Source organism: Stenotrophomonas sp. NA06056 (assembly GCF_013364355.1).
Taxonomy (GTDB): Bacteria; Pseudomonadota; Gammaproteobacteria; order Xanthomonadales; family Xanthomonadaceae; genus Stenotrophomonas.
Genome location: NZ_CP054931.1, coordinates 3560565 through 3584261 on the forward strand (window position 1 = coordinate 3560565; position 23697 = coordinate 3584261).

Genomic DNA, 23697 nt, shown 5'->3' on the forward strand with positions numbered 1-23697 from the left:
AGCCGAGCCCATGCTCGGCTGCGCTTCGTTCGGCGCCACGACAGCCGAGCATGGGCTCCTGCTCTACAAGGTGACAGAAGCGGGTTACGCCGCCTGCGACAACCGCGCCCCGGGCAGCTCCACCAGTGTCTGCCCGTTGTGGTCCAGCAGCCGCAATGCGCCGTCGTGATCCTCGGCCAACGCGGTCAGGCTTTCCACCCAGTCGCCATCATTGGCGTAGACCAGACCGTCTCGTTCGATCAGCGCCGCGCGGTGGATGTGTCCACAGACGATGCCATCCAGGCCGCGACGGCGAACATCGTCCAGACCGGCCTGCACGAAGCGTTCGATGTAGCGTTCGGCCGCACCGCTCTGGCGTTTCAGGAATTCCGACAACGACCAGTAGCGCATCCCGAGTCGACGCCGCACCGCGTTCAACAGATGGTTGCCGGTGAGGATGCGGTAGTACAGCCAGTCACCAAAGCGCTCCTGCAGGCCGCCGAAGTGGGTGACACCGTCATAGTCGTCGCCATGCGCCACCAGCAGCCGGCGGCCATCGGCCGTGGTGTGGATCGCGCGGCGGCGCACCTGCATCGCCGGCAGCATCAGGCCGCACACCTGGCGCAGCGAGGCGTCGTGGTTGCCGGGGATGTAGATGATCTCGGTACCGGCGCGGCGCAGCGCATGCAGGGCCAGGATGACCTCGCTGTGCGACTGCCGCCAGTTGGCGCGCCGGTGTGCCATCCACCACAGGTCGATGATGTCGCCGACCAGATACAGGCGCTCGCAGCGCAGGGTGCCGAGGAAACGCGCCAGCTCGGTGGCATGGCAATGCCGCGACCCCAGATGCACATCGGAGACGAACACGGCGCGACGATGCGGTGCCAGGTTCGCCAGCGTGCTCACGCCGGCATCCCCGTATCGCGCAGGTAGCGTTTGCGCTTGTGTGGCCGGATCGCGTGCAGGTCGACTTCGATCAGGCCGTCGATCGAGTCGCTGAAATCCGGGTCGACGCCGAACGCCAGGAACCGTGCACCACCGGGTTCGCACAGGTCGGTGTACTGCCGGTACAAGGTGGGTACACCCGTGCCAAGCGCGGCGAGATTGGCTTTGAGCACGTCGAAGGCAGCGGCCGCATCCAGTTCGCCGAAGCACGGTGGCGCGGCGAAGTACTGGAATGGCCGGTTTGATTGCACGCGCCCATCGGCCGCGCCGTAGTAACGCTGGTAATAGGCCACCAGCTGCTCGCGCGCGTCGCGGGGCAAGGCCGCACTGATCGACACCGCACCGAACAGATAGCGGATGCCAGGCTGGCACTGCAGATACGCGCCGATCCCCTGCCACAGGTAATCCAGGCTGCGGCTGCCCCAGTATTCGGGCACCACGAAGCTGCGGCCCAGCTCCAGCCCTTCGGCAATACGTGGAATGGCATCGTCGGAATAGCGGAACAGCGAAGCGCTGTAGAGCCCGGCCAGGCCCCGACGCGCCAACCCCTGCGCGCCACGCATGATCCGGTAGGCACCGGCGATGCGCTGGGCGGCGCCGTCCCAGATCACGATGTGCTGGTACTGCAGGTCGAAGTCGTCCAGGTCGCGGCTGCGCCCGGTGCCCTCGCCCACCTGGCGGAAGGTCAGCTCGCGCAGCCGCCCCAGCTCATGCAGCAGCGGCGAATCAGCCGCGCAGCTGGCCAGCAGGATCTGTTTGCCATCGGCGGTCTGCCCCAGCACGGTGGCGGCGGCAATCCCAGCGGCGACCTGAGCAGGCGGCACCGGCGCGGCCAGCGGCTCGGGCCCTGCGGGGCAGCCTTCGGCAACCGGCGTTGTGCGCCCAAGCGCATAGACCGCGCGGCGCACCGCCAGCAGCTGCGCGCCGGGGTCACCCTGCCCCAACTGCATCGGTTCGCCGATGCGCAGCCGCAGCGGCCGGCCACGACGGGCAAACATCTCGCGTGCCAACAGTGCCGTACCGGCCGGCTTGAACAGGGTCGAAGCGCCGTAGAACAGCGCGGAGTTGCGCCCTTCAACCCGCACCGGCAGTACCGGTGCGCCGGCAGCACGGGCAAAGCGGACAAACCCCCGCTGCCAACGGCCATCGCGGATGCCGAGCAGCGACAACCGCGAGACCTCGCCGGCCGGGAATACGATCACGCACTGCTCGGCCGCCAGCGCCTGCTCCACCGCCTGCAGGCTGCTGCGCTGCACCTTGCCACCGAGGATGCGTACCGGCAGCAGCAGGTCCTGCAGCGGCCCGATCGCGCCCAGCAGATCATTGGCCACGATGCGCACGTCACGGCGGATGCGGCCGACGGCATCCAGCAGGGCCAAGGCATCCAGCGCTCCGGAAGGATGGTTGGCCACGATCAACAGGCGGCCGCTGGCCGGGATCCGCGCCAGCGCGGCGGGGTCCACCTGGTAGCGCCCCTCGATGAACTCCAGTCCGGCGGCGACGAAGTCGAAGCCGCGCACGTTGGCGTTGCTGCGCAGGAACGCCTCGATCCGATCCAGCCGCGACCAGCGCCCCACGCTGCGCAGCAGGGGCCGGGCCAGTTGGCCGCGACGCCCATGGAACCAGTCGGGATAGCGTTGCTGCAGACGCTGTTCGAGTTCCTGCATGGCGTGTCCACTCCTGCCCGGCGGCCCGGTTGGCCGAGAGCCTGCGCCCGGCAGGCGGCAGCCAGATGGCGGTTTGGCGGCAGAATGATGACGGCGCCTGTGCAGGCCTGTCCGGACCTGCCGGGGGCGGCAATGGTCACGCCAGTGGAACACTGCCTGTGCAAGATGCCCCCGCAATGCCCGCCAGGCCTTGCCCTGCCGGGCACAACACCTTAACCACCGGCAACCCATACGGGTTCACAATGCACAGGCGGCGCACCCCGTGTATCATTCGCGCCCATCTTTCCATCCGAATCAAAGGATATTAAGCCTGATGTCCAGCTACCTCTTCACCTCCGAGTCGGTCTCTGAAGGCCATCCGGACAAGGTTGCCGACCAGATCTCCGATGCGGTGCTGGACGCGATCCTGACCCAGGACCAGCGCGCCCGCGTGGCCTGCGAGACCATGGTCAAGACCGGCGTTGCCATCGTTGCCGGCGAGATCACCACCAGCGCCTGGATCGACCTGGAAGCGCTGACCCGCAAGGTCATCGTGGACATCGGCTATGACAGCTCCGACGTCGGCTTCGACGGCGCCACCTGTGGCGTGCTGAACCTGATTGGCAAGCAGTCCCCGCACATCGCCCAGGGCGTTGACCGCAAGAAGCCGGAAGAAATGGGCGCTGGCGATCAGGGCCTGATGTTCGGCTATGCCACCAACGAAACCGACAGCTACATGCCGGCGGCGATCCACCTGTCGCACCGCCTGGTCGAGCAGCAGGCCAAGATCCGCAAGAAGCGCAACTCGCCGCTGTCCTGGCTGCGTCCGGACGCCAAGAGCCAGGTCACCCTGCGCTATGAAAACGGCGTGGTCTCGGCCATCGACGCCGTGGTCCTGTCGACCCAGCACGCCCCGGGCATCAAGCAGAAGGACCTGATCGAGGCCGTCCGCGAAGAGATCATCAAGCCGGTGCTGCCGGCCAAGTGGCTGCACAAGGGCACCAAGTTCCACATCAACCCGACCGGCAAGTTCGAGATCGGCGGCCCGGTGGGCGACTGCGGCCTGACCGGCCGCAAGATCATCGTCGACACCTACGGCGGCTGGGCCCGTCACGGTGGTGGTGCGTTCTCCGGCAAGGACCCGTCCAAGGTCGACCGTTCGGCGGCCTACGCTGCCCGCTACGTCGCCAAGAACGTGGTTGCCGCCGGCCTGGCCGACCGTTGCGAAGTGCAGGTCTCCTACGCCATCGGCGTGGCTGAGCCGACCTCGATCTCGGTCACCACCTTCGGCACCGGCAAGATCAGCGACGACAAGATCGAGAAGCTGATCCGCAAGCACTTCGACCTGCGCCCGTACGGCATCATCAAGATGCTGGACCTGATCCACCCGATGTACCAGCAGACCGCAGCCTACGGCCACTTCGGCCGCAAGCCGAAGGAGTTCAGCTACGTCAACGGCGAAGGCGAGACCGTCAACGCCACGGCCTTCTCCTGGGAGAAGACCGATCGCGCCGCCGCCCTGCGCGCCGATGCGAAGCTGAAATAAGACAGACGAAGGGCCGCTGTAGAGCCGACTGTTAGTCGGCTGACCTTCGAGAAGGGCCGCGAAAGCGGCCCTTCTCTTTTGGTAGTGCCGGCCGCTGGCCGGCTTTTTCATGGCCTCCGGAAACAATCGCGTGGCTGCCGGCCAGCGGCCGGCACTACCCGGTTGCCGATACAATCGCCGCATGTCGACCGAACTCAAATCCCACCAGCTGTCCATGACCGTGCTGATGTCGCCGGAGATGGCCAATTTCTCCGGCAAGGTCCACGGCGGCGCGATCCTGCGCCTGCTCGACCAGGTGGCCTACGCCTGCGCCAGCCGCTATGCCGGCCGCTACGTGGTCACCCTGTCGGTGGACCAGGTGGTGTTCCGCCAGCCGATCGCGGTGGGTGAACTGGTCACCTTCCTGGCCTCGGTGAACTACACCGGCACCTCGTCGATGGAAATCGGCGTCAAGGTGGTGGCCGAGGACATCCTCAAGCGCAGCGTGCGCCACGCCAACAGCTGCTTCTTCACCATGGTGGCGGTGGACGAGGAAGGCCGGCCGACGCCGGTTCCGCCGCTGCAGCCGGCCAGTTCAGACGAGAAGCGCCGCCAGGCCGCAGCGCTGATCCGCCGACAGCTGCGGCAGGAAATGGAACAGCGGCATCTGGAACTGCTGGCGTCGAATCCGCCGTCGCCGGAAGAATGAAGGCGTGCGGGGCAAGCCCCGCACCTACCGAGGCCGGTAGCGCCGGGCCATGCCCGGCGGATACATTTCACCCGGTGTTCTGCACGCCCTGCGAAACACCGTTCACGCAGGCCACCAGCGCGCGCAGCAGGTCATCGTCCTCGCGCCCACTTTCGCGCCAGCGCTGCAGCAGATCCACCTGCAGCACGCTGATCGGGTCCACATAGGGATTGCGCAGGCGGATCGACAACGCCAGCCGTGCGTCGTGGTCCAGCAGCGTCTGCTGCTCCATCAGCGTCAGCAGCCAGTGCCGGGTCAGCTCCAACTCGCGTTCGACTTGCGGGAAGAACGCATCATGCAGCTCGCCTGACAGGCGCGAGAACTGTTCGGCGATGGTGATATCGCCCTTCGACAGCACCATCGCGATGTCGTCCAGGAAGGTGCGGAAGAACGGCCAGTCACGCGCCATCTCGCGCAGCGTGTCCTCATGCCCGGCGTCCACCGCCGCCTGCAGACCACTGCCCACGCCATACCAGCCGGGAATGACCGCGCGCGCCTGGCTCCAGGCGAACACCCACGGAATCGCGCGCAGGTTGCCTAGCGCCGCATCCTGGCCGAGCCGCCGCGAAGGCCGCGACCCCAGCGTCATCCGTTCGATCACATCGATCGGCGTGGCGGTGCGGAAGTAATCCATGAAACGCGGCTGGCCGACGAACGCCCGATAGATCTCGCTACTCGAACCGGCGACCACGTCCATCACCGGCCGCCAGTCCTCTTCGCGCGGTTCGGCGGCGCGCGGGCGCAGGCTGGCACGCAGTACCGCACCGGTAGCCTGCTCCAGCGAACGCAATGCCAATGCACGGATGCCGTACTTGCGGTGGATCACTTCGCCCTGCTCGGTCACCCGCAGGCGGCCATCGATGCTGCCACGCGGCGAGGCATCGACCGCGTGCGTGGTCTTGCCGCCACCGCGGCTGATCGAGCCGCCCCGGCCATGGAAGAAGGTCAGCCGCAGGCCCGCTTCGGCCGCCACCTCCAGCAGTTCCACCTGCGCGCGTTGCAGGCCCCAGCGCGAGGCCGCAATGCCGCCATCCTTGCTGCTGTCCGAGTAACCGAGCATCACCATCTGCACATCGTCGCGGGCACGCAGATGCGCGCGGTACACCGGGTCGGCCAGCAGATCGCGCAGTGTTGCAGTGCCACGCTTGAGGTCGTCCACGGTTTCAAACAGCGGCGCGATATCCAGCGGCACATCGCCGGTGTCATCGACCAGGCCACCACGACGCGCCAGCGCCAGCACCGCCAGCACATCGCCGCGATCGTGCGCCATCGAGATGATGTAGCTGCCCAGCGCGTCGCCGCCATGCCGCGCACGTGCATCGGCCAAGGCGGCGAACACCGCATCCAGGCGCTGGTTGCCTTCGTCATCGCCAGCGGGCAAGGATGTTTCACCACTGGCATGTGGCGCCAGCAGGCCTGCGCGTCCGGCTGCATCCAATGCGTCCCACGCAGCTTCGCCACCCAGCACCGCCGCCAGCACGCGTGCATGCACGCTCGATTCCTGGCGCACATCCAGCCGCGCCAGATGGAAGCCGAAGGTCTTTACCCGCCACAGCAGGCGCTGCACGGCGAAGCCGCCGGCATGTTCGCCACGGTTCGCGCGCAGGCTTTCGAGGATCAGCTGCAGGTCATCGATCAGCTCGTCCGGGCCGGCATAGGCGCCGTCGGCATCATCCAGCGTAGCCTGCAGGCGCGCGCGCATGCGGTCGTTGAGCAACCGATACGGCATGTCGGCATGGCGTGGCCGCGACTGCACCTGCGGCAGCAACTGCTGGTAATGCACCACGCGTGCCTGCAGCGCATCGCTCACACCCACCCGCTCGGTGGACTGGCTGAGCAGGCTGGCCAGCTGCAGCAGTTCCTTCTGGTAACGGCCCAGTACGGCAACGCGCTGTGCATCCAGGGTGTTGCGGATGGTGTGGGCATCCACGTTGGGATTGCCGTCCATGTCGCCGCCCACCCATGTGCCGAAACGCAGCAGGCGTGGCAACGGCAGTTCCTCGCCGTAGGTATCACGCAGCGCCTGCTGCAGCGATTCGTACAGCACCGGGATCACCCGATACAGCACCTGCACCAGATAGAAGCCGACGTGCTCGCGTTCGTCGTCCACGGTCGGACGCACCGGCGAGGAATCGGTGGTCTGCCACGAGGCGGTCAACGCCATGCGGAAGCGCGCGGCGTCGGCGGCGGCTTCGCCGGGTGTGCGCTGGCCATCAAGGTTGTCGACCAGGCTGGCCACCATCAGCTGCTCTTTTTCCAGCAGCGCGCGGCGCACCGCCTCGGTCGGGTGCGCGGTGAACACCGGTTCGATATCGATGCGTGGCAGCCACTGTGCCAGTTCATCCAGACCAACGCCCTGTGCCTTCAGGTGCTGCAGGGCATCCTGCAGGCCGTCGGGTTGCGGTGCAGCGGCAACGGCGCGCTGATAGTCGCGGCGGCGGCGGATGCGATGCACGCGCTCGGCGATGTTGACCACCTGGAAGTAGGTGCTGAACGCACGCACCATGGTCTCGGCCTGCTGCGGCGCACGCCCGGCCAGGCCATCGGCCAGCTCGGACAGTGGCGCCTGGTTCTCGCGGCGGGCGATGGCACGCGTACGCACGTCCTCGACGTCATCGAGGAAAGCGGCCGACACCTGCTCGACCAGCAGGTCGCCGACCAGTGCACCCAGACGGCGCACGTCGTCACGCAGGGGAAGATCGGGGGAAGCGAACTCGATACTGCTGCGGTACTCGTTCATCGGCGACGCACAGGCCTCGGTCAACGGATCCAGACCCCAAGCCTAAACCAGATTGCGCACGATGCTGCGATGCGGAAATGGTTTCATCTGCACGTATCCGCAGCAGAAGCAGCCGAGCGTGGGCTCGGCTCTACGGACATCATCACTCGCCATACCGTGTAGCACCCGAGCCCATGCTCGGGCGGCGGCGCAGCCGCGCAAGCGGCCCCTGTTGCTGGGGCCGCGCTCATGCGCGGGTCAGCGCTTCTTCTTGGCCTTGCCCTGCTCGGCCGGGCCGATGGTCTGCTCCAGCCAGCGCTCGCTTTCTGCCAGCATGGTCATGATCGATTCGCGCGCGCGGTAGGCGTGCGATTCGTTCGGCAGCATCACCAGCCGTGCAGTGCCGCCCAGGCCCTTCACCGCAGCGAACATGCGCTCGCTCTGCAGCGGGAAGGTGCCGGAGTTGTTGTCGTCCACGCCATGGATGAAGAGGATCGGATCCTTGATCTTGTCCGCGTAATTGAACGGCGCCATCTTCTGGTACACGTCCTGCGCCTGCCAGTAGTTGCGCTCTTCGGCCTGGAAACCAAACGGGGTCAGCGTACGGTTGTAGGCACCGCTGCGGGCGATGCCGGCCTTGAACAGGCGGGTGTGCGCCAGCAGGTTGGCGGTCATGAACGCACCGTAGGAATGGCCACCGATGGCGATGTGCTCACGATCCGTCACGCCGCGACGCACCACCTCGTCCACTGCGGCCTGCGCATTGGCCACCAGCTGTTCGATGTAGGTGTCGTTGGGTTCCTTGTCGCCTTCGCCGATGATCGGCATCGACGGGCTGGCCAGCACCACATAGCCCTTGGCCAGGAACGCCTGCGGACCCCAGTAGCTGATCGCGTTGAAGCGGTACGGCGAATCGGTCACCTGGCTGGCGGCCGCCGCGCTCTTGAACTCACCCGGGTAGGCCCACATCAGCAGCGGCCGCGGACCATCACGCTTCGGGTCATAGCCCGGCGGCAGCAGCAGGGTCGCGGTCAGGTCCACGCCGTCCTTGCGCTTGTAGCGGATCTGCTCCTTCTGCACGCCCTTCAACTGCGGCAGCGGATGGGCGAAACGGGTCAGCGCACGCGGCGCGGCATTGGTGTCGTCCAGCGACTGTACGTAGAAGTTGGTCGGTTCATCCGGGCTCTCGCGGCTGATCAGCAGCGAACTGGCCTGCGCGTCCAGCAACGTCACCGGCGCGGCATAGGTCGGTGCCTGCGAATGGAACAGGCGGGTCGCCTTGCCGCTGGCGACGTCGAAGCGGTCAACGAACGGACGGTCGCCCTCCGGCGATGCACCGGCACCGGCCAGGTACAGGCTGCCACCATCAGCGGTGGTCTGCAGCAGCGAGCGGCCGCGATCATCGCTGGTCATCAGCGGGCGACCCGGATCAGCGTAGCGGTCCTGCGCATCGCGATCCCACAGCAGCCTGGCGTCGGCACTGGCGTTGTCCGGCGCGATCAGCCACGTCTTGCTGCGGCGGGTCTTCCACCACGATTCGTTGAGCAGGGCCAGGTCGCCACGGCCCCAGCTGATGCCGGCATAACGGCTACCGAGCTGGGCCAGGGTCACAGGCGGGGTATTGAACGGTGCGGCCTGCATGAATACCGCATCGCGTACCTTGGCATCCTTGTTCGGGTCGCCGCCGTCCTGTGCTTCGGCCCAGACCAGGGTGGCATCGGCATCACCACGCCAGCTGATGTCACGCACGCCGGTCACTTCGGCGTCGTTGCCGGTCGGCAGGCCTTCCACCAGCGGACGCACGGCCACGGTATGCACCAGCTTGCCGGTGCTGCGGTCGAGCACTTCGATGCGGCGCGGGAAACTGCTCACCGGCACCACGTAGGAGTACGGGCGCTGCACCGGCTGGCTGAGCACGAAGCGGCCATCGGGCGACACCGCAAAGCCCATGAAGATGCCGGCCGCACCGATGGCACGGCTCTGCCCGTCCAGGCTGACCTCCACCGGCTGGGTGGTGGCGTAGTAGTCGAACTGGCGTGCGTCGGCCTGGTTCTTCAGCAGATCCTGGTAGGTGCGGATGGAGACCACGCCCCCGCCCTGGCTGGTCTGCTGCACGGCCGGGCCGGTCGGGATGCCATCAGCGGCCGGCGCGGCACCCAGGTTGGCCGGGCGGGTGAACGCCACCAGCCCACGGCTGTCCGGCAGCCACTGGTAACCGCTGCCGATCACGGTGTTCAGGCCCGCGACGAGGCGACGGGCGCTGCCGCCAGCCACGTCCACCAGCCACAACTCATTGGCACCGGTGTTGGCGTCGACCTGGTTGAAGGCCAGCCACTTCTGGTCCGGCGACCACATCAGGCTGGCAATCGACAACGCGGCCGGCAACCCGCTGATCTGCCGCTCCTTGCCGTCGGCCACATTCATCAGCCACAGCTTCTGGCCGAAGCTGAAGCGGCTGTCGGAGAAGGTGCGCGGATTGATGCGCAGGCCGGCCAGCTTCAGCTCCGGCTGCGCCACCACCTGGATCGACGGCAGCGACGGCATCTGCATCAGTGCGGCCACATCGCGGCGGGGCGACAGGTACAGCGACGGCGCCCGCGGCGCATCGACCACCGCCTGCAGTGCCGCCGAGGGCAGCTCGTAGCCGGTCACGCCCTGCGCTTGCGCCGCCTGCGGGGCCGCAGCCCAGGCCTGCGGGACCACCGCCAGCAGGGCCATGGACAGGACCAGGCCAGTCAGGCGCCGGCTGCGGCGTGCGTGCATGCTCATCATTGTTCCACCCGTTCGCTGCGTGAAGCCCTTGACCTTAACAGGCCATGCACCTCCGCCCATCTGCCGATGGTTGGGTCATCGCTGTGTCACAGCGGAGGCGCGATATAATGGGCAACCTCCCCTGCCGAGGGGCGCTGCGACCGGATCCCCTGAGACCGGCCAGGCTCGGCCAGGTGGCTTTGCAACAACGGCGCCCGGCCAGATGCGAGCATCCGCTCGCCCACAACCGGAGCTACTGCATGAATGCTGTTGCCAAGACCTTCTCCACCGAAGGTGATTACAAGATCCGCGATATCGGCCTGGCCGATTGGGGCCGCAAGGAGCTGGACATCGCCGAGCACGAGATGCCGGGCCTGATGTCGATCCGTCGCAAGCACGCCGCCACCCTGCCGCTGAAGGGCGTGCGCGTGACCGGTTCGCTGCACATGACCATCCAGACCGCGGTGCTGATCGAGACCCTGAAGGACATCGGCGCCGACGTGCGCTGGGCCTCGTGCAACATCTTCTCGACCCAGGACCACGCCGCTGCGGCCATCGCCGCCACCGGCACCCCCGTGTTCGCCTGGAAGGGCGAGTCGCTGGAAGAGTACTGGGACTGCACCCTGGACGCGCTGACCTTCACCCTGGCCGACGGCACCCTGACCGGCCCGGAACTGGTGGTCGACGACGGCGGTGACGTCACCCTGCTGATCCACAAGGGCTACGAGCTGGAAAACGGCAGCACCTGGGTGGACGAAAAGGCCGCCTCGCACGAAGAGCAGGTCATCAAGAACCTGCTCAAGCGCGTGGCCAAGGAGCGCCCGGGTTACTGGGGCCGCGTGGTCAAGGACTGGAAGGGCGTCTCCGAAGAGACCACCACCGGCGTGCACCGCCTGTACCAGCTGGCCCAGGCCGGCACCCTGCTGATCCCGGCGATCAACGTCAACGACTCGGTCACCAAGAGCAAGTTCGACAACCTGTACGGCTGCCGCGAGTCGCTGGCCGATGGCCTGAAGCGCGCGATGGACGTGATGCTGGCCGGCAAGGTCGCCGTGGTCTGCGGCTACGGTGACGTCGGCAAGGGCTGCGCCGCGTCGCTGCGTGCCTACGGCGCGCGCGTCGTGGTCACCGAGATCGACCCGATCTGCGCCCTGCAGGCAGCGATGGAAGGCTTCGAGGTCAACACCATCGAATCGACCCTGGGCCGTGCCGACCTGTACGTCACCACCACCGGCAACAAGGACATCATCCGCATCGAGCACCTGAGCGCGATGAAGGACCAGGCCATCGTCTGCAACATCGGCCACTTCGACAACGAGATCCAGGTCGATGCGCTGGTCGCTTTCCCGGGCGTGAAGCACGTCAACATCAAGCCGCAGGTGGACAAGTACATCTTCCCGAACGGCAACGCGATCTTCCTGCTGGCCGAAGGCCGCCTGGTGAACCTGGGCTGCGCCACCGGCCACCCGAGCTTCGTGATGTCCAACTCGTTCGCCAACCAGACCCTGGCCCAGATCGACCTGTGGGCCAACAAGGGCAGCTACGAGAACAAGGTGTACCTGCTGCCGAAGAAGCTGGACGAAGAAGTGGCTCGCCTGCACCTGGAAAAGATCGGCGTGAAGCTGACCACCCTGAGCCAGGAACAGGCCGACTACATCGGCGTGCCGGTGGAAGGTCCGTTCAAGCCGGATCATTACCGCTACTGATCGGCCGATGCAGCCACGCATGGCGTGGCTCTACAGAGGCTGCGGGGTGCCGGCCAGGGGCTGGCACTACCGACGCATGCAACACACGGAACGGGCGCCTTCGGGCGCCCGTTCTGCGTTGGTGTGCGGGGCGTCCTGCATCCACGCATGGCGTGGATCTACTGAACGCCCCGCGCTCGTAGATTCACGCATGGCGTGGATGCAGCCCCAGTAGATCCACGCCATGCGTGGATGCTGTTCGTCGGTCCCCCGCAGTAGTCTCGGTCAAGGCAACGCACCCGCGCTCGTAGATTCACGCATGGCGTGGATGCAGCCCCAGTAGATCCACGCCATGCGTGGATGCTGTTCGTCGGTCCCCGCAGTAGTCTCGGTCAAGGCAACGCCCCGCGCTCGTACATTCACGCATGGCGTGGATGCAGCCCCAGTAGATCCACGCCATGCGTGGATGCTGTTCGTCGGTCCCCCGCAGTAGTCTCGGTCAAGGCAACGCACCCGCTGCGCGCTACGATTCCCCCATGACCCCGGCCATCAACCTGCTCAAGCGCGAGAAGATCGCCCATACCGTGCACAGCTACGTGCACGACGCCCATGCCGAATCCTACGGCGGCGAGGCCGTCGAAAAGTTGGGCCTGGACCCGGCGCAGGTGTTCAAGACCCTGCTGGCCAGCACGGAAGCCCACGAACTGCTGGTAGCGATCGTGCCGGTGGCTGGCCAACTCGACCTCAAGGCGCTGGCCGAAGCCGCCGGCTGCAAGAAGTGCGAGATGGCCGCCGTCGATGCCGCACAGCGGGCCACCGGCTATCTGGTCGGTGGCATCAGTCCGCTTGGGCAGAAGAAGCGCCTGCGCACGTTCCTGGATGCCAGCGCGCAGGCACTGCCCAGCCTGCACGTCAGCGCAGGACGGCGTGGCCTGGAAGTGGAGCTGGCACCGGCCGATCTGCTGCGCCTGACCGGTGGCCATTACGCCGCGATCGGCAAGGCACGTTGATGCGCTGGCCGTGGTCCACAGCGCCGGCGCCCCGGCTTGAGGATACTCAGGCCGACGTGCTGCTGCAGGACCTGCTGTCGCGCGACGCAGCGCGCATCACCGATGCCGCACGTGCGGTCGCGCGGCTGTTCACCGCGTCCTCGCTCGATGCACTGGCTGCGCATGTGGACCTGATCGAACAGCGCTGCCAAGGCATTGCGCTCGGCGGCATGCTGATCAGCAACCAAGCCCACCTCAAGGCGGCGCTGCACCGATTGCGCTACTGGCAGGCGCGCGAAGGCTGCCTGTGCGCACTGTACCCGTCGTATGTCTTCTTCAATCCCAAGCCGCTGCTGGAACAGGGTCACGTGCAGTTGCGCGGACTCGGCGACGCCGAGGATGGCTGGGGTGAGTGCTACCGGGTGACCTGCACGCACTGCGAGCAGCAATGGCACGCCACCGAACGCGAGTACCACTATCCCTGGTGGGAATGGAGAGCCGTCTGATCGGCAAGCAGCCACGCATGGCGTGGCTCTACTACGGTCCGTGCAGCCACGCCGCACGTGGACGGCATTGCCCAGTAGATCCACGCCACGCGTGGATGCCGATCATTCCACCAACTCATACCGCATCGGAACACGCACGATGCTCAGTTCCGGCACTGTGCTCTTCGCGTCGGTGCGGGTGAAGCGCCAACCGCGCAGTTCCTCAACCGCCGCTTCATCCAGTACCGGGTGGCCACTGGATCTTTCGACGACCACTGCAGCGACGGCGCCCTGCGCATCCACCACTGCCTTGAGCAGACTGCGACCGGAAAGCCCTTCCTGCATGGCCTCCCTCGGGTAGCGCGGTGACACACCACGGGGTGGCATCCGGACCGTCTCGTCGCCCGCGAACAGATCCTGGCTGCTGCGCGCTGCGCAGCGCCTCGGCAGGCGCAGCTGCAGTGACACCTGCGTGTCATCCACGGTTGCTTCCGCCGGCGCGGCGCAGAGCTTCTGCGCAAGCACCATCAGCATCTGCTGCTGGCGCAACAGCGCCTTGCCATCGACCGCCGTCACCTCCACCACGCAACGGCCTTCGCGGGCCTGCATCGACAACGCGGTCACCCCCGCATCGCGCAGCCAGGACGTGGGGGGCAGTAGCGAACATGCGGTCTGCGTGACCGGCGTTGCTGCCAGAGCGCCGGCAGCCGGCAGCATGCCTGCCAGCAGCAGCGGAATGATCCTTGCCCCGATATCCATGCCCCGCCCTCCGTGCGTTTGCCTGCCCGATCATAGGCCATCCGCGCGAACCTGCATGTCAGGCTCGGATCAGCCTGTAGATCCACGCCACGCGTGGATGACCACGACCGGGCTACGGCCGCCAGTTGGCGTTGCTTTCCCAGAACGCCACCGCACGCTGGTACGCCTCGCGATCCAGCGGCACGCCCGAACCCCCCTCCTCCACGCCCAGCGCATTGCGCATCATCGTGATCGGTGCCATCGGCACTTCTTCCGGCTCGGCGGTGTAGATGCAGCCGACGATGCCCCAGTCCGCATCGACGGGCGAACCCTCCTTGGCCAGCTGCTCGGCGCTGTACAGGATCACCACCAGGTAGTTCGCACGCGGCGATTCCACGCCCTCGAACCAGCGCACCAGCACCGGCAGTTCCTCGCGGTTGCGCGCTTCGTAGCCGCTGCGCAGCTGGTGCCGGTTGGCGTCGGTGATCGGCACCGTCAGGCAGCGCGTGCTGGTCCAGTTTTCGTACACGAACAGTTTGCAGAATGGCGCGTAGCCATCGAGCACCTTCAGCGGCGGGTGCGCGTTGAGGTGTGCCTCGAACTGCTCGGCACTGCAGTCCTGGATGGTGTTGCCACGCGGCACGCGCGGGAACAGGCGGGGACGGGCGAAATCGGTGAGGACGATGGACATGGCGTGGCGCGATCAGGAATTCCGCTGCACAGGGTAACCGGCGCGGAGACCCGGCGCGCGGGATGCCGATGGTCACTGGCATCGGCGCCCGTGTTGACGCACCCTGCGGACGACCCACCGCAAGGATCGTCGGCTCATGGAAGCAGCACGCGCATTGCTCCGCCCCGTCCGCCGTCGATGGCTGAAGATGCTGGCCGTCGTCCTGCTGGCACCGCCATTGCTGTTCACCGCCGCCCTGCTCTGGCCGCTGCGTGCACCGCCGCTACCTGAGGCTGGCGACAACCGGATGATCATCAACGCGCGGGTGGTGGACATCGTGCGCGGTCAAGCCAGTGATCCCACCACGGTCACCATCCGCAACGGCGCGATCACCGCCATCGGCGAAGGCGTTGCCGATACAGCGTTACCGGTCTTCGACGCCGGTGGCCGCTGGCTGCTGCCAGGCTTCTGGGACATGCACACCCACGCCCTGCAGCTGTCGCCACAACTGCAGTTCCCGCTGATGCTGGCCAATGGCATCACCGGCACCCGCGACATGATGGACTGTCCGCAGGCTACCGATCCGCTGATCGCCTGCGTGGCCGACAAGCGTCGCTGGACCGCACAGGCCATTGCAGGCCAGCTGACCGCACCGCGCTTCGTGCAGGTAGCCAGCTTCTACTTCGAAGACCCTGAGCTGGGCCCGCAGGACGCCGCTCATCGCGCACGTGAGTACGCCGGACGCGGCGTGGATGCTCTGAAGGTCTACAACCGGCTGCGCCCGGATTCCTACCAACGACTCGCTGCCGAGGCGCGGCAACTGCATCGTCCGCTGGTGGGCCACCTGCCCAGGGCGGTGGCGCTGGAAGAGGCACTGCAGGCCGGTCAGCACAGCTTTGAGCACGCGCATCTGTTCGTCCGCCACTGTTCGGATATCGCAGCTGCATGGCGCAGCGGCGTGCTGGACGAAGAAGACCCGACAGCGGTGGCCGAGCGCATGGTAGTCAACTACGAAGCGGCAACGTGCAATACCGCCTTCACGCTGATGCGTGCCAGTGGCAGCGCATTCGTCCCCACCCATGTCACGCGCGAGGAGGATGCCCGCGCGCGCGATCCGACCTTCATCGATGACCCGCGACTGACCTACCTCGATCCGCTTTCGCGCTGGGCCTGGCGCGACGACCTGCTCGCCACGGCCACCCGCTATCCGGGCCCGCGTGGAGAACACGCGCTGCAGGCCTACTTCAATCATGGCCTGGTGTTGACCGGCGCTGCGCATCGCGCAGGTGTTCCAGTGTTGGTGGGCACCGACACCGGGCTTGGCGGCTTCCGCTATCACGATGAACTGCAACTGCTGCACCAGGCTGGCCTCAGCCAGGCCGACGTGCTGCGCGCAGCCACGCTGCACGCTGCGCAGCATCTCCATCTGCAGGCGCGACACGGCAGTGTCGAGGTCGGCAAAGCTGCCGATCTGGTGCTGCTCGACGGCAATCCTCTGCTGGACATCGGTAACAGTCGACGCGTGCATGCGGTGCTGCTGGCCGGTCACCTCTACGACCGGCCACGGCTGGATGCACTGCTGGCCTATGCCCGCGCGCAGGCACGCTCACCCGCGGTCATGACGCGCTTGCTGTGGGGATTCCTGACCAGCCCGGTCAGTGCGGAACTGTAGCGACCGACCTTGTTTTACATCCATCTCGATGAAGCGATATACTGATCCGCACCCGCCATCGCCGCCCGTGCCATGACCGCCATCAGCTTTGAGTTCTATCCGCCCAAGACCGACGAACAGCGCACCCAGCTGGACCGTGCCGCGGCCAGGCTGAAGGCGTATGCCCCCGAGTACGTGTCCTGTACCTTCGGCGCCGGTGGCTCGACCCTCAGCTACACGTCCGAGACCGTGCGCCATCTCAACCAGCACCACGGCTTCGATGCGGCACCGCATCTGTCCTGCGTGGGCGGCACCCGCCAGGAGATCCGCGAGCTGCTCAAGCTGTACCGCGCCATCGGCTGCCGGCGCCTGGTCGCACTGCGCGGCGACCTGCCGTCGGGCATGGGCTTCCCGGGCGACATGCGCTATGCCTCCGAACTGATCGCCTTCATTCGTGCCGAACACGGCGATGCCTTCCGCATCGAAGTGGGTGCGTATCCGGAAACGCATCCGCAGGCGCAGGACGCACTGCTCGACCTGAAGCACTTCAAGGCCAAGATCGACGCCGGTGCCGATGCGGCGATCACCCAGTACTTCTTCAACCCCGATGCCTACTTCCACTTCGTCGACGAAGTGCAGCGGCTCGGCGTGCAGGTGCCGATCACCCCGGGCATCATGCCGATCTCCAACTTCAGCCAGCTGCGCCGCTTTTCCGAGCAGTGCGGTGCGGAAATCCCGCGCTGGATCAGCCGCAAGATGCAGGCCTACGGTGACGACGCCGAATCGGTGCGCGCCTTTGGTGCCGAAGTGGTGGCCAAGCTGTGCCAGCGCCTGATCGAAGGCGGCGCACCAGGCCTGCACTTCTACACGTTGAACCTGGCCAAGCCGACGGTCTCGGTACTGACGCTGCTGCGCGGCTGAAAAGTACGCTGCGTTGTCGTAATTGGCGCTACGCTGCGTCGATGAAGGTTGCCCTGTCCCTGCTGCTGGTCCTGTTGCTGCCCGGCGTCTGCGCCATCGCACAGGCGCAGCCTACGCGTTTGAACCGCTGCACCGATCCACAGGGGCAAAGTGTCTACACCGACCGCCCCTGCGACAGCTTGGGTGCGCAGTCCCGGCGACCGCCGCCGGCGCCTTCCGGCAGTACCCTGCAGCGCGACAGCCTCGGCAGCAGCTGCCCGCGCCGGTTGAGTGAACTGGTGCAGGCGCTGCACACGGCGGTCAGCATCGGTGACGTGAACCGGCTCTCTTCGCTGTACCTGTGGGGCGCGGTGTCCGATGCGGGCGCGCAGCGCATCCTTGGCCAGCTTGAATCGGTGGTGCGGCGACCGCTGGTGGATGTGGTGCCGGTGTATCCACAGCAGGAGCTGGATGAGGATGCAGGCAGTGCCGCGCAGGCATCAGCATTGGAATCGGAGCCAGCGGTACGGCGCCATCCGGTCGGGTTGCGGTTGGAGCAGACCCTGCCGGGCAGCGCCACGCGGGCGGCGACGGTGCTTGGGCTGCGGCGGCAATATGGGTGTTTCTGGATTACGTTGTGAGCGGGTCGGGCTGAGCGTCATCCACGCATGGCGTGGATCTACTGATCCTTGCGTGGCGGAGGTCTGCTCATCCACGCATGGCGTGGATCTACTCGTTCCTGCGTGATTGGATCAGCTCATCCACGCATGGCGTGGATCTACCCGGCCCCGGTGTCGATTCAGGGGGCCTCGGATCGGCAGCGGTGCCTGAGCGTCAGGCCGGCCACAGGCCGCGGATGGCGGCAATACCCTGCCCGCCGTGACGGCGCGCCTCGGCCACGTGCTGCGGCGTCATGCCGCCGAGCGCGTAGATCGGCAGCGAGACCTGCGCGCGCATCGCGGCGAAGGCCTCCCATCCCAACGGCACTGCATCTGGATGGCTTGCGGTGGCCTGCACCGGCCCCAGCACGGCGAAGTCGCAGCCTAGGCGCTGTGCGGCCAACAGCTGTTCAAGATCGTGGCAGGAGGCCGCCACCAGCTGCCCGGTCGGCAGCGGCCGTTCCTGCAGTGACTGCAGCTGCTCGCTGCCCAGGTGCACGCCGACGCCGAGGGTGCGTGCCATCTCGATATCCCGGTTGAGCAGCCACTGCACGCCGCGACGGTGCGCGCGCACGACCTGCTCGATCATGCCCTGCCGCTGCGGATGGTCGGTGGGCAGGCGCAGCTGGATGCGTTGCTGTCCCGCGGCCACCGCCTGCTGCAGCTGGCCATGCCAACGCTGCAGGCCGCCCTCATCGGCGCCTGGCGCAGGGGTAATCAGATAGCAGTCTGGTTGGCGCAGCACGGCCACCACCGGCAGGTCGGCCGGCGGCATTGAATAACGGGCCAGCTTGTCCGGTGCCACCCAGGTGATGGCCTGGCCCTCGCGTCCACGCGGGGTGCCCTTCCAGCTGCGTACATGCCGCACTTCCAGGATCAGGTCCTTGTCCGGGTAGCGCTGCGGCACGTCCATGATCCACTCGCCCACCTCGGCCTCGATGCCCAGCTCTTCGTGCAGCTCGCGCGTCAGCGCCTGTGCAGAGGTCTCACCGGGCTCGCGCTTGCCGCCCGGGAATTCCCAGAGACCGGCCATGTCGCGGCTCTCGGTGCGGCGGTTCAGCAGGATACGGCCGCGGGCGTCGGTGATGACGGCGGCAACGACGTGGATCGAGCGTTTCGGGGAAGGCATGGGGAGGAGCATGCCGAAAACCGGGGCACCGGCGCAATCGCCGGGCACTTCATTGCCCATAACAGGAAAGCCCCGCTTTCGCGGGGCTCTCCGGGGGGTCAGCTCAGCTGGCCGTGGCAGTGCTTGTACTTCTTGCCACTGCCGCACGGGCACGGATCGTTGCGACCGATCTTCGGCTCGTCACGCTGCAGCTGGGCCGCCTCGACCTGCGCCGCTTCCTCGTCGGCGCTGTAGCCGCCTGCGTCCTGGTGCTGGAACTGCGACTGGCTCAGGCGGGCTTCCACCTGCTGGCGCTCGGCCGCTTCCAGTGCCTGCACTTCCTCGTCGCTGCGGATGCGCACGCGGGCCAGCAGGGTCACCACTTCGCGCTTGACGTTCTCCAGCATGTCCGAGAACAGCTCGAAGGCTTCCTTCTTGTATTCCTGCTTCGGCTGCTTCTGCGCGTAACCACGCAGGTAGATGCCCTGGCGCAGGTAATCCATGCGGGCCAGGTGCTCCTTCCAGCTCTGGTCGAGCACGGTCAGCATCACGTGCTTCTCCAGTGCGCGCATGGTCTCTTCGCCCACACCCGCTTCCTTCTCGGCGAAGTGCTGGTTGATGCGTTCCTGCACCTTGGCGGTGATGCCTTCGGCGTCCAGTTCTTCATGCGACTTGACCAGATCGGTCAGCGACATGTCCACGCCGAAGTCCGACTGCAGGGTGGCTTCCAGGCCACGCAGGTCCCACTGCTCGTCCACCGAGTTCGGCGGCACGAAGCGGGCGACGATGTCGAAGATCACGTCGTCGCGGATGCCATCGACGTTGTCCTTCACCGACTCTGCGTCAAGCAGTTCGTCGCGCTGGGCGTAGATCACCTTGCGCTGGTCGTTGTTGACGTCGTCGAAGTCCAGCAGGTTCTTGCGGATGTCGAAGTTGTGGGCCTCGACCTTGCGCTGCGCCTTCTCGATCTGGCGGCTGACCAGGCGGTCCTCGATGACGTCGTCTTCCTTCATGCCCATCATGCGCATGGCCTTCTGCACCCAGTCGGAGGCGAAGATGCGCATCAGGTTGTCTTCCAGCGACAGGTAGAAACGGGACGAACCCGGGTCACCCTGACGGCCCGAACGGCCACGCAGCTGGTTGTCGATACGACGCGATTCGTGGCGCTCGGTGCCGACGATGTGCAGGCCGCCCGCGGCCTTGACCGCGTCATGGCGCTTCTGCCACTCGGCCTTGACCGCCGCCTTCTGTTCGTCGGTCGCGCCGTCGCCCAGCTCGTGGATTTCAGCTTCCAGCGAACCGCCCAGCACGATGTCGGTACCACGGCCGGCCATGTTGGTGGCGATGGTCACCGCCGCCGGACGACCAGCGTTGGCAACGATGGTCGCTTCGCGGTCGTGCTGCTTGGCGTTGAGCACTTCGTGCTTCACACCCGCCTTGCGCAGGTGTTCGGACAGCATTTCCGAAGTTTCGATCGAGGTGGTACCCACCAGCACCGGCTGGCCGCGCTTGGCGCACTCTTCGATGTCGGCCAGCACCGCGTTGAACTTGCCCTTGCGGTTGAGGAACACCTGGTCCGGGCTGTCCTTGCGGATGGTCGGGCGGTTGGTCGGGATCACCACCACTTCCAGGCCGTAGATGCTCTGGAATTCGAACGCTTCGGTATCGGCCGTACCGGTCATGCCGGACAGCTTCTTGTACATGCGGAACAGGTTCTGGAAGGTGATGCTGGCCAGCGTCTGGTTCTCGCGCTGGACCGGCACGCCTTCCTTCGCTTCCACCGCCTGGTGCAGGCCATCGGACCAGCGGCGGCCGGCCAGGGTACGGCCGGTGAATTCGTCGACGATGACCACTTCGCCATCGCGCACGATGTAGTCCACATCACGCTGGTAAATGGCGTGCGCGCGCAGGGCGGCGTTGAGGTGGTGGACCACGGTCAGGTTCTGCGCCGCGTACAGGCCTTCGGTCTCGGCATCGAGGATGCCGGCATCGACCAGCAGCTGCTCGGCGTGCTCCATGCCCGCTTCGGACAGATGCACCTGCTTGCCCTTCTCGTCGACCCAGAAGTCGCCTTCGCCGTCTTCCGCTTCCTGCTTGACCAGGTTCGGCACGATGCGGTTGACGCGGATGTACAGCTCCGGGGAATCATCGGCCGGGCCGGAAATGATCAGCGGGGTACGCGCTTCGTCGATCAGGATGGAGTCGACTTCGTCGACGATGGCGTAGTGCAGGCCGCGCTGGTAGCGGTCAGCCTTGGACAACGCCATGTTGTCGCGCAGGTAGTCGAAACCGAATTCGTTGTTGGTGCCGTAGGTGATGTCCGAACCATAGGCTTCACGCTTGTCGCTGTGCGGCATGCCCGGGTAGACCACGCCCACGCTCAGGCCCAGCCAGTTGTACAGCTTGCCCATCTGCGCGGCATCGCGGCGCGCCAGGTAGTCGTTCACGGTGACCACGTGCACGCCCTTGCCTTCCAGCGCGTTGAGGTACACCGGCAGGGTTGCCACCAGGGTCTTGCCTTCACCGGTGCGCATTTCTGCGATCTTGCCCAGGTGAAGCACCATGCCGCCGATCAGCTGCACGTCGTAGTGGCGCATGCCCAGCACGCGGCGGCCGGCTTCGCGGCAGACCGCGAACGCTTCCGGCAGCACCTTGTCCAGGGCTTCACCACCGGCGATGCGCTGCTTGAACTCCGGCGTCTTGGCCTGCAGCTGCTCGTCGGAAAGCTTCTCGATCTCCGGCTCCAGCGCATTGATCTTGGCGACGATGCGGTTGAGCTGGCGCAGCTGTCGTTCATTACGACTGCCAAATACGCGGGTAAGCAGGCTGTTGATCATTGAAGGAACCGGGTTGGATGGACACAGCGGCCCGGTCGTCCCCCTGGGGATCCGTCCGCCGCAAACGAAACAGGGCGCCTGGCGCCCTGTCGATGGCAACACCCATTGTAGCTTGGGACGGGCGCGAGGGGTTTCAACCCTTGGCGGCCGCGCTACCGCCGGGTCCGACGGCGTCCCGGTAGCGCCGGGCCATGCCCGGCGTTGCAATCAGCCGCGGGTGATACGGCCCACCGGCGTGTTGCCACCGTCACCGAGGAACTTGCGCGGGTTGACCACGTTGCCGTTTTCCCACACCTCGAAGTGCACGTGAGCGCCGGTCGAACGACCGGTGGAACCGGCCTTGGCCACTTCCTGGCCCGCACGAACCAGGTCACCGACCTTCACCACCAGACGCGAATTGTGCGCGTAGCGGGTGACGTAGCCATTACCGTGGTCGACATCGACCACGTTGCCGTAGCCGCCCTTGACCCCGGAGAAGCTGACCACGCCGTCGGCCACCGACATCACCGGGTCCCCGACGCGGGCGTGGAAGTCCATGCCCTTGTGGGTGGCGGCACCGCGACCGAACGGGTCAGCACGGGTACCGAAGCCGGACGTGACATAGCTGTTGCGGATCGGCATGCGCGAGGGCACGGCGTTCTGCTGCAGCTGGTGGTCGAACATCAGCGATTCCATCACCGACAACTGGCGGCCTGAAGCAGCAAAGCGCTGCTCCAGCACCTGTAAGTCGGCGTTGACGTCCTTCACCGGGATGTCGGCGGTCGGGCCGCCGGCATCGCCGTCACCGAGGCCGGGGGTCTCGTTGAAGTCGAATTCGCCATCTTCCAGCTTGCCCATCTGGGTCAGTCGCTCGCCCAGGGCGTTCAGGCGGGTGGCCTGTGCCTGCAGCTCGCCGAGGCGGGCGGCCAGCGCGTTGACCTGGGTCTGCGCATCGCGCTGGACCTTGGCCAGCTCGGCCTCCTGGCGGTCGACCTTGGCCTGCAGGCGCGAATCATTGAGCGCACTGGCGCCAATGCCGCCGGCAAGGCCGATAATGCAACCTGCGCCGAGCACGCTGCCCAGCAGGGCTCGGGGGCGGTCCTCGAAGTAGAACCGCAAACGCGTGAGCGCCGATTTGGCCTGTCCTTCACGCGTTTTGATTACGATCTTTTTGAATGCCATCAGTGAGTTTTCATGTCTGAGCCGAAATCCAGCGTTCGTCCCGCATCCAGACCGAAACCGGCCCTGGATGTAGTGATGGCGGACAAAAGCGGGAACCCGCTGCGGCGTGCCTTGTGGCTCGACGCGCTGGACCGTCAGTTGCGCCCCCAGTTGCCGCCACCTCTGCGCAGCCGTTGCCGGCTGGCCAATGTGGACGGGGAACACCTCGTTTTTATCGTCGAGTCCCCGGTCTGGCATGCCAAGTTGCGGCTTGCCGAAGCCCAGTTGCTCGACGCGGCCCGGTCCATCGGGCTGAAGGCCACCAAGGTGACCGTCAAGACTGCGTCTCCCACTCCCACGCGCTCCCCAGCGCTCGACAACCGGAATGGACCCCACGCAGTTTCAGCCGCCACGCACAAAGGGCTACGCGACGCCTTGGCAGCTCTGCAGGACCTTCCTTCGAAACCGAAGCGGGAAACCTGAAAGCAGCAGAGCGTCCTGCTCCACTCCCCGTCGCGCGTG

Annotated in this window: 18 protein-coding genes and 1 riboswitch; of the genes, 9 read left to right on the plus strand and 9 right to left on the minus strand. The window is 66.4% G+C overall.

Features of this window, described 5'->3' with window-relative positions; genetic code table 11:
• Positions 1-84: 84 nt before the first annotated feature.
• Both HUT07_RS16155 and HUT07_RS16160 read right to left on the minus strand, forming a co-directional pair.
• Positions 85-885, minus strand: coding sequence for a UDP-2,3-diacylglucosamine diphosphatase (locus tag HUT07_RS16155; protein WP_099820276.1), 801 nt, complete (start codon positions 883-885; stop codon positions 85-87).
• Positions 882-2591 (minus strand): lysophospholipid acyltransferase family protein, encoded by a 1710-nt coding sequence (locus tag HUT07_RS16160; RefSeq protein WP_176021753.1) that lies wholly within the window; start codon positions 2589-2591, stop codon positions 882-884. The genes HUT07_RS16155 and HUT07_RS16160 overlap by 4 nt, the downstream gene beginning before the upstream one ends.
• 313 nt (positions 2592-2904) lie before the next feature.
• On the opposite strand from HUT07_RS16160, the gene metK reads away from it, so the two are divergent.
• Positions 2905-4116: a methionine adenosyltransferase gene (gene metK, locus HUT07_RS16165; RefSeq protein WP_176021754.1), complete on the plus strand. Its 1212-nt coding sequence runs from the start codon at positions 2905-2907 to the stop codon at positions 4114-4116.
• A gap of 181 nt (positions 4117-4297) precedes the next feature.
• Positions 4298-4804, plus strand: a complete 507-nt coding sequence (locus HUT07_RS16170) for an acyl-CoA thioesterase (protein WP_176021755.1) — start codon at positions 4298-4300, stop codon at positions 4802-4804.
• 67 nt (positions 4805-4871) lie between these two features.
• On the opposite strand, the gene ppc is transcribed toward HUT07_RS16170, so the two are convergent.
• Positions 4872-7583 (minus strand): phosphoenolpyruvate carboxylase, encoded by a 2712-nt coding sequence (ppc, locus tag HUT07_RS16175; protein WP_176021756.1) that lies wholly within the window; start codon positions 7581-7583, stop codon positions 4872-4874.
• Positions 7584-7820: 237 nt separating this feature from the next.
• Complete coding sequence (locus tag HUT07_RS16180) at positions 7821-10331, minus strand: prolyl oligopeptidase family serine peptidase (RefSeq protein WP_176021757.1); 2511 nt, start codon at positions 10329-10331, stop codon at positions 7821-7823.
• A 123-nt stretch (positions 10332-10454) separates the two neighbouring features.
• Positions 10455-10537: riboswitch (S-adenosyl-L-homocysteine riboswitch) on the plus strand.
• A 36-nt stretch (positions 10538-10573) separates the two neighbouring features.
• Here HUT07_RS16180 and ahcY point away from each other — a divergent pair.
• The 3 genes from ahcY (at position 10574) to HUT07_RS16195 (ending at position 13493) form a co-directional block, all read left to right on the plus strand.
• Positions 10574-12019 carry an adenosylhomocysteinase gene (gene ahcY / locus HUT07_RS16185; RefSeq protein ID WP_176021758.1) on the plus strand — a complete coding sequence of 482 codons (1446 nt, stop codon included), beginning with the start codon at positions 10574-10576 and terminating at the stop codon, positions 12017-12019.
• A 515-nt stretch (positions 12020-12534) separates the two neighbouring features.
• Positions 12535-13008: a Cys-tRNA(Pro) deacylase gene (gene ybaK, locus HUT07_RS16190; RefSeq protein WP_176021759.1), complete on the plus strand. Its 474-nt coding sequence runs from the start codon at positions 12535-12537 to the stop codon at positions 13006-13008.
• Positions 13008-13493 (plus strand): hypothetical protein, encoded by a 486-nt coding sequence (locus tag HUT07_RS16195; protein WP_176021760.1) that lies wholly within the window; start codon positions 13008-13010, stop codon positions 13491-13493. The genes ybaK and HUT07_RS16195 overlap by 1 nt, the downstream gene beginning before the upstream one ends.
• Before the next feature lie 102 nt (positions 13494-13595).
• Here the strand turns inward: HUT07_RS16195 and HUT07_RS16200 are convergent, their stop codons facing one another.
• Positions 13596-14231 (minus strand): TonB family protein, encoded by a 636-nt coding sequence (locus tag HUT07_RS16200; protein ID WP_176021761.1) that lies wholly within the window; start codon positions 14229-14231, stop codon positions 13596-13598.
• Between the two features lie 112 nt (positions 14232-14343).
• Positions 14344-14901: a DUF3228 family protein gene (locus HUT07_RS16205; RefSeq protein WP_176021762.1), complete on the minus strand. Its 558-nt coding sequence runs from the start codon at positions 14899-14901 to the stop codon at positions 14344-14346.
• A 136-nt stretch (positions 14902-15037) separates the two neighbouring features.
• On the opposite strand from HUT07_RS16205, the gene HUT07_RS16210 reads away from it, so the two are divergent.
• The 3 genes from HUT07_RS16210 to HUT07_RS16220 all read left to right on the plus strand — a co-directional run bounded on the left by HUT07_RS16210 (position 15038) and on the right by HUT07_RS16220 (position 18072).
• The gene (locus HUT07_RS16210) at positions 15038-16552 is read left to right on the plus strand and encodes an amidohydrolase family protein (protein WP_176021763.1); all 1515 of its coding nucleotides are present in this window, start codon (positions 15038-15040) and stop codon (positions 16550-16552) included.
• A 72-nt stretch (positions 16553-16624) separates the two neighbouring features.
• The gene (gene metF / locus HUT07_RS16215) at positions 16625-17452 is read left to right on the plus strand and encodes a methylenetetrahydrofolate reductase [NAD(P)H] (RefSeq protein WP_176021764.1); all 828 of its coding nucleotides are present in this window, start codon (positions 16625-16627) and stop codon (positions 17450-17452) included.
• Positions 17453-17493: 41 nt separating this feature from the next.
• Positions 17494-18072: a DUF4124 domain-containing protein gene (locus HUT07_RS16220; RefSeq protein ID WP_176021765.1), complete on the plus strand. Its 579-nt coding sequence runs from the start codon at positions 17494-17496 to the stop codon at positions 18070-18072.
• A gap of 193 nt (positions 18073-18265) precedes the next feature.
• Here HUT07_RS16220 and HUT07_RS16225 read toward each other — a convergent pair whose 3' ends face one another.
• The 3 genes from HUT07_RS16225 to HUT07_RS16235 all read right to left on the minus strand — a co-directional run bounded on the left by HUT07_RS16225 (position 18266) and on the right by HUT07_RS16235 (position 23196).
• On the minus strand, positions 18266-19219 hold the full coding sequence (locus HUT07_RS16225) for a Nudix family hydrolase (RefSeq protein ID WP_176021766.1): 954 nt from the start codon (positions 19217-19219) through the stop codon (positions 18266-18268).
• A gap of 98 nt (positions 19220-19317) precedes the next feature.
• Positions 19318-22035 (minus strand): preprotein translocase subunit SecA, encoded by a 2718-nt coding sequence (secA, locus tag HUT07_RS16230; protein ID WP_176021767.1) that lies wholly within the window; start codon positions 22033-22035, stop codon positions 19318-19320.
• Between the two features lie 207 nt (positions 22036-22242).
• Positions 22243-23196, minus strand: a complete 954-nt coding sequence (locus HUT07_RS16235) for a M23 family metallopeptidase (protein WP_108267187.1) — start codon at positions 23194-23196, stop codon at positions 22243-22245.
• Positions 23197-23208: 12 nt separating this feature from the next.
• On the opposite strand from HUT07_RS16235, the gene HUT07_RS16240 reads away from it, so the two are divergent.
• A complete protein-coding gene (locus HUT07_RS16240; protein ID WP_176021768.1) occupies positions 23209-23658 on the plus strand; it encodes a DUF721 domain-containing protein in 450 nt (149 codons plus the stop codon).
• Positions 23659-23697: the final 39 nt, after the last annotated feature.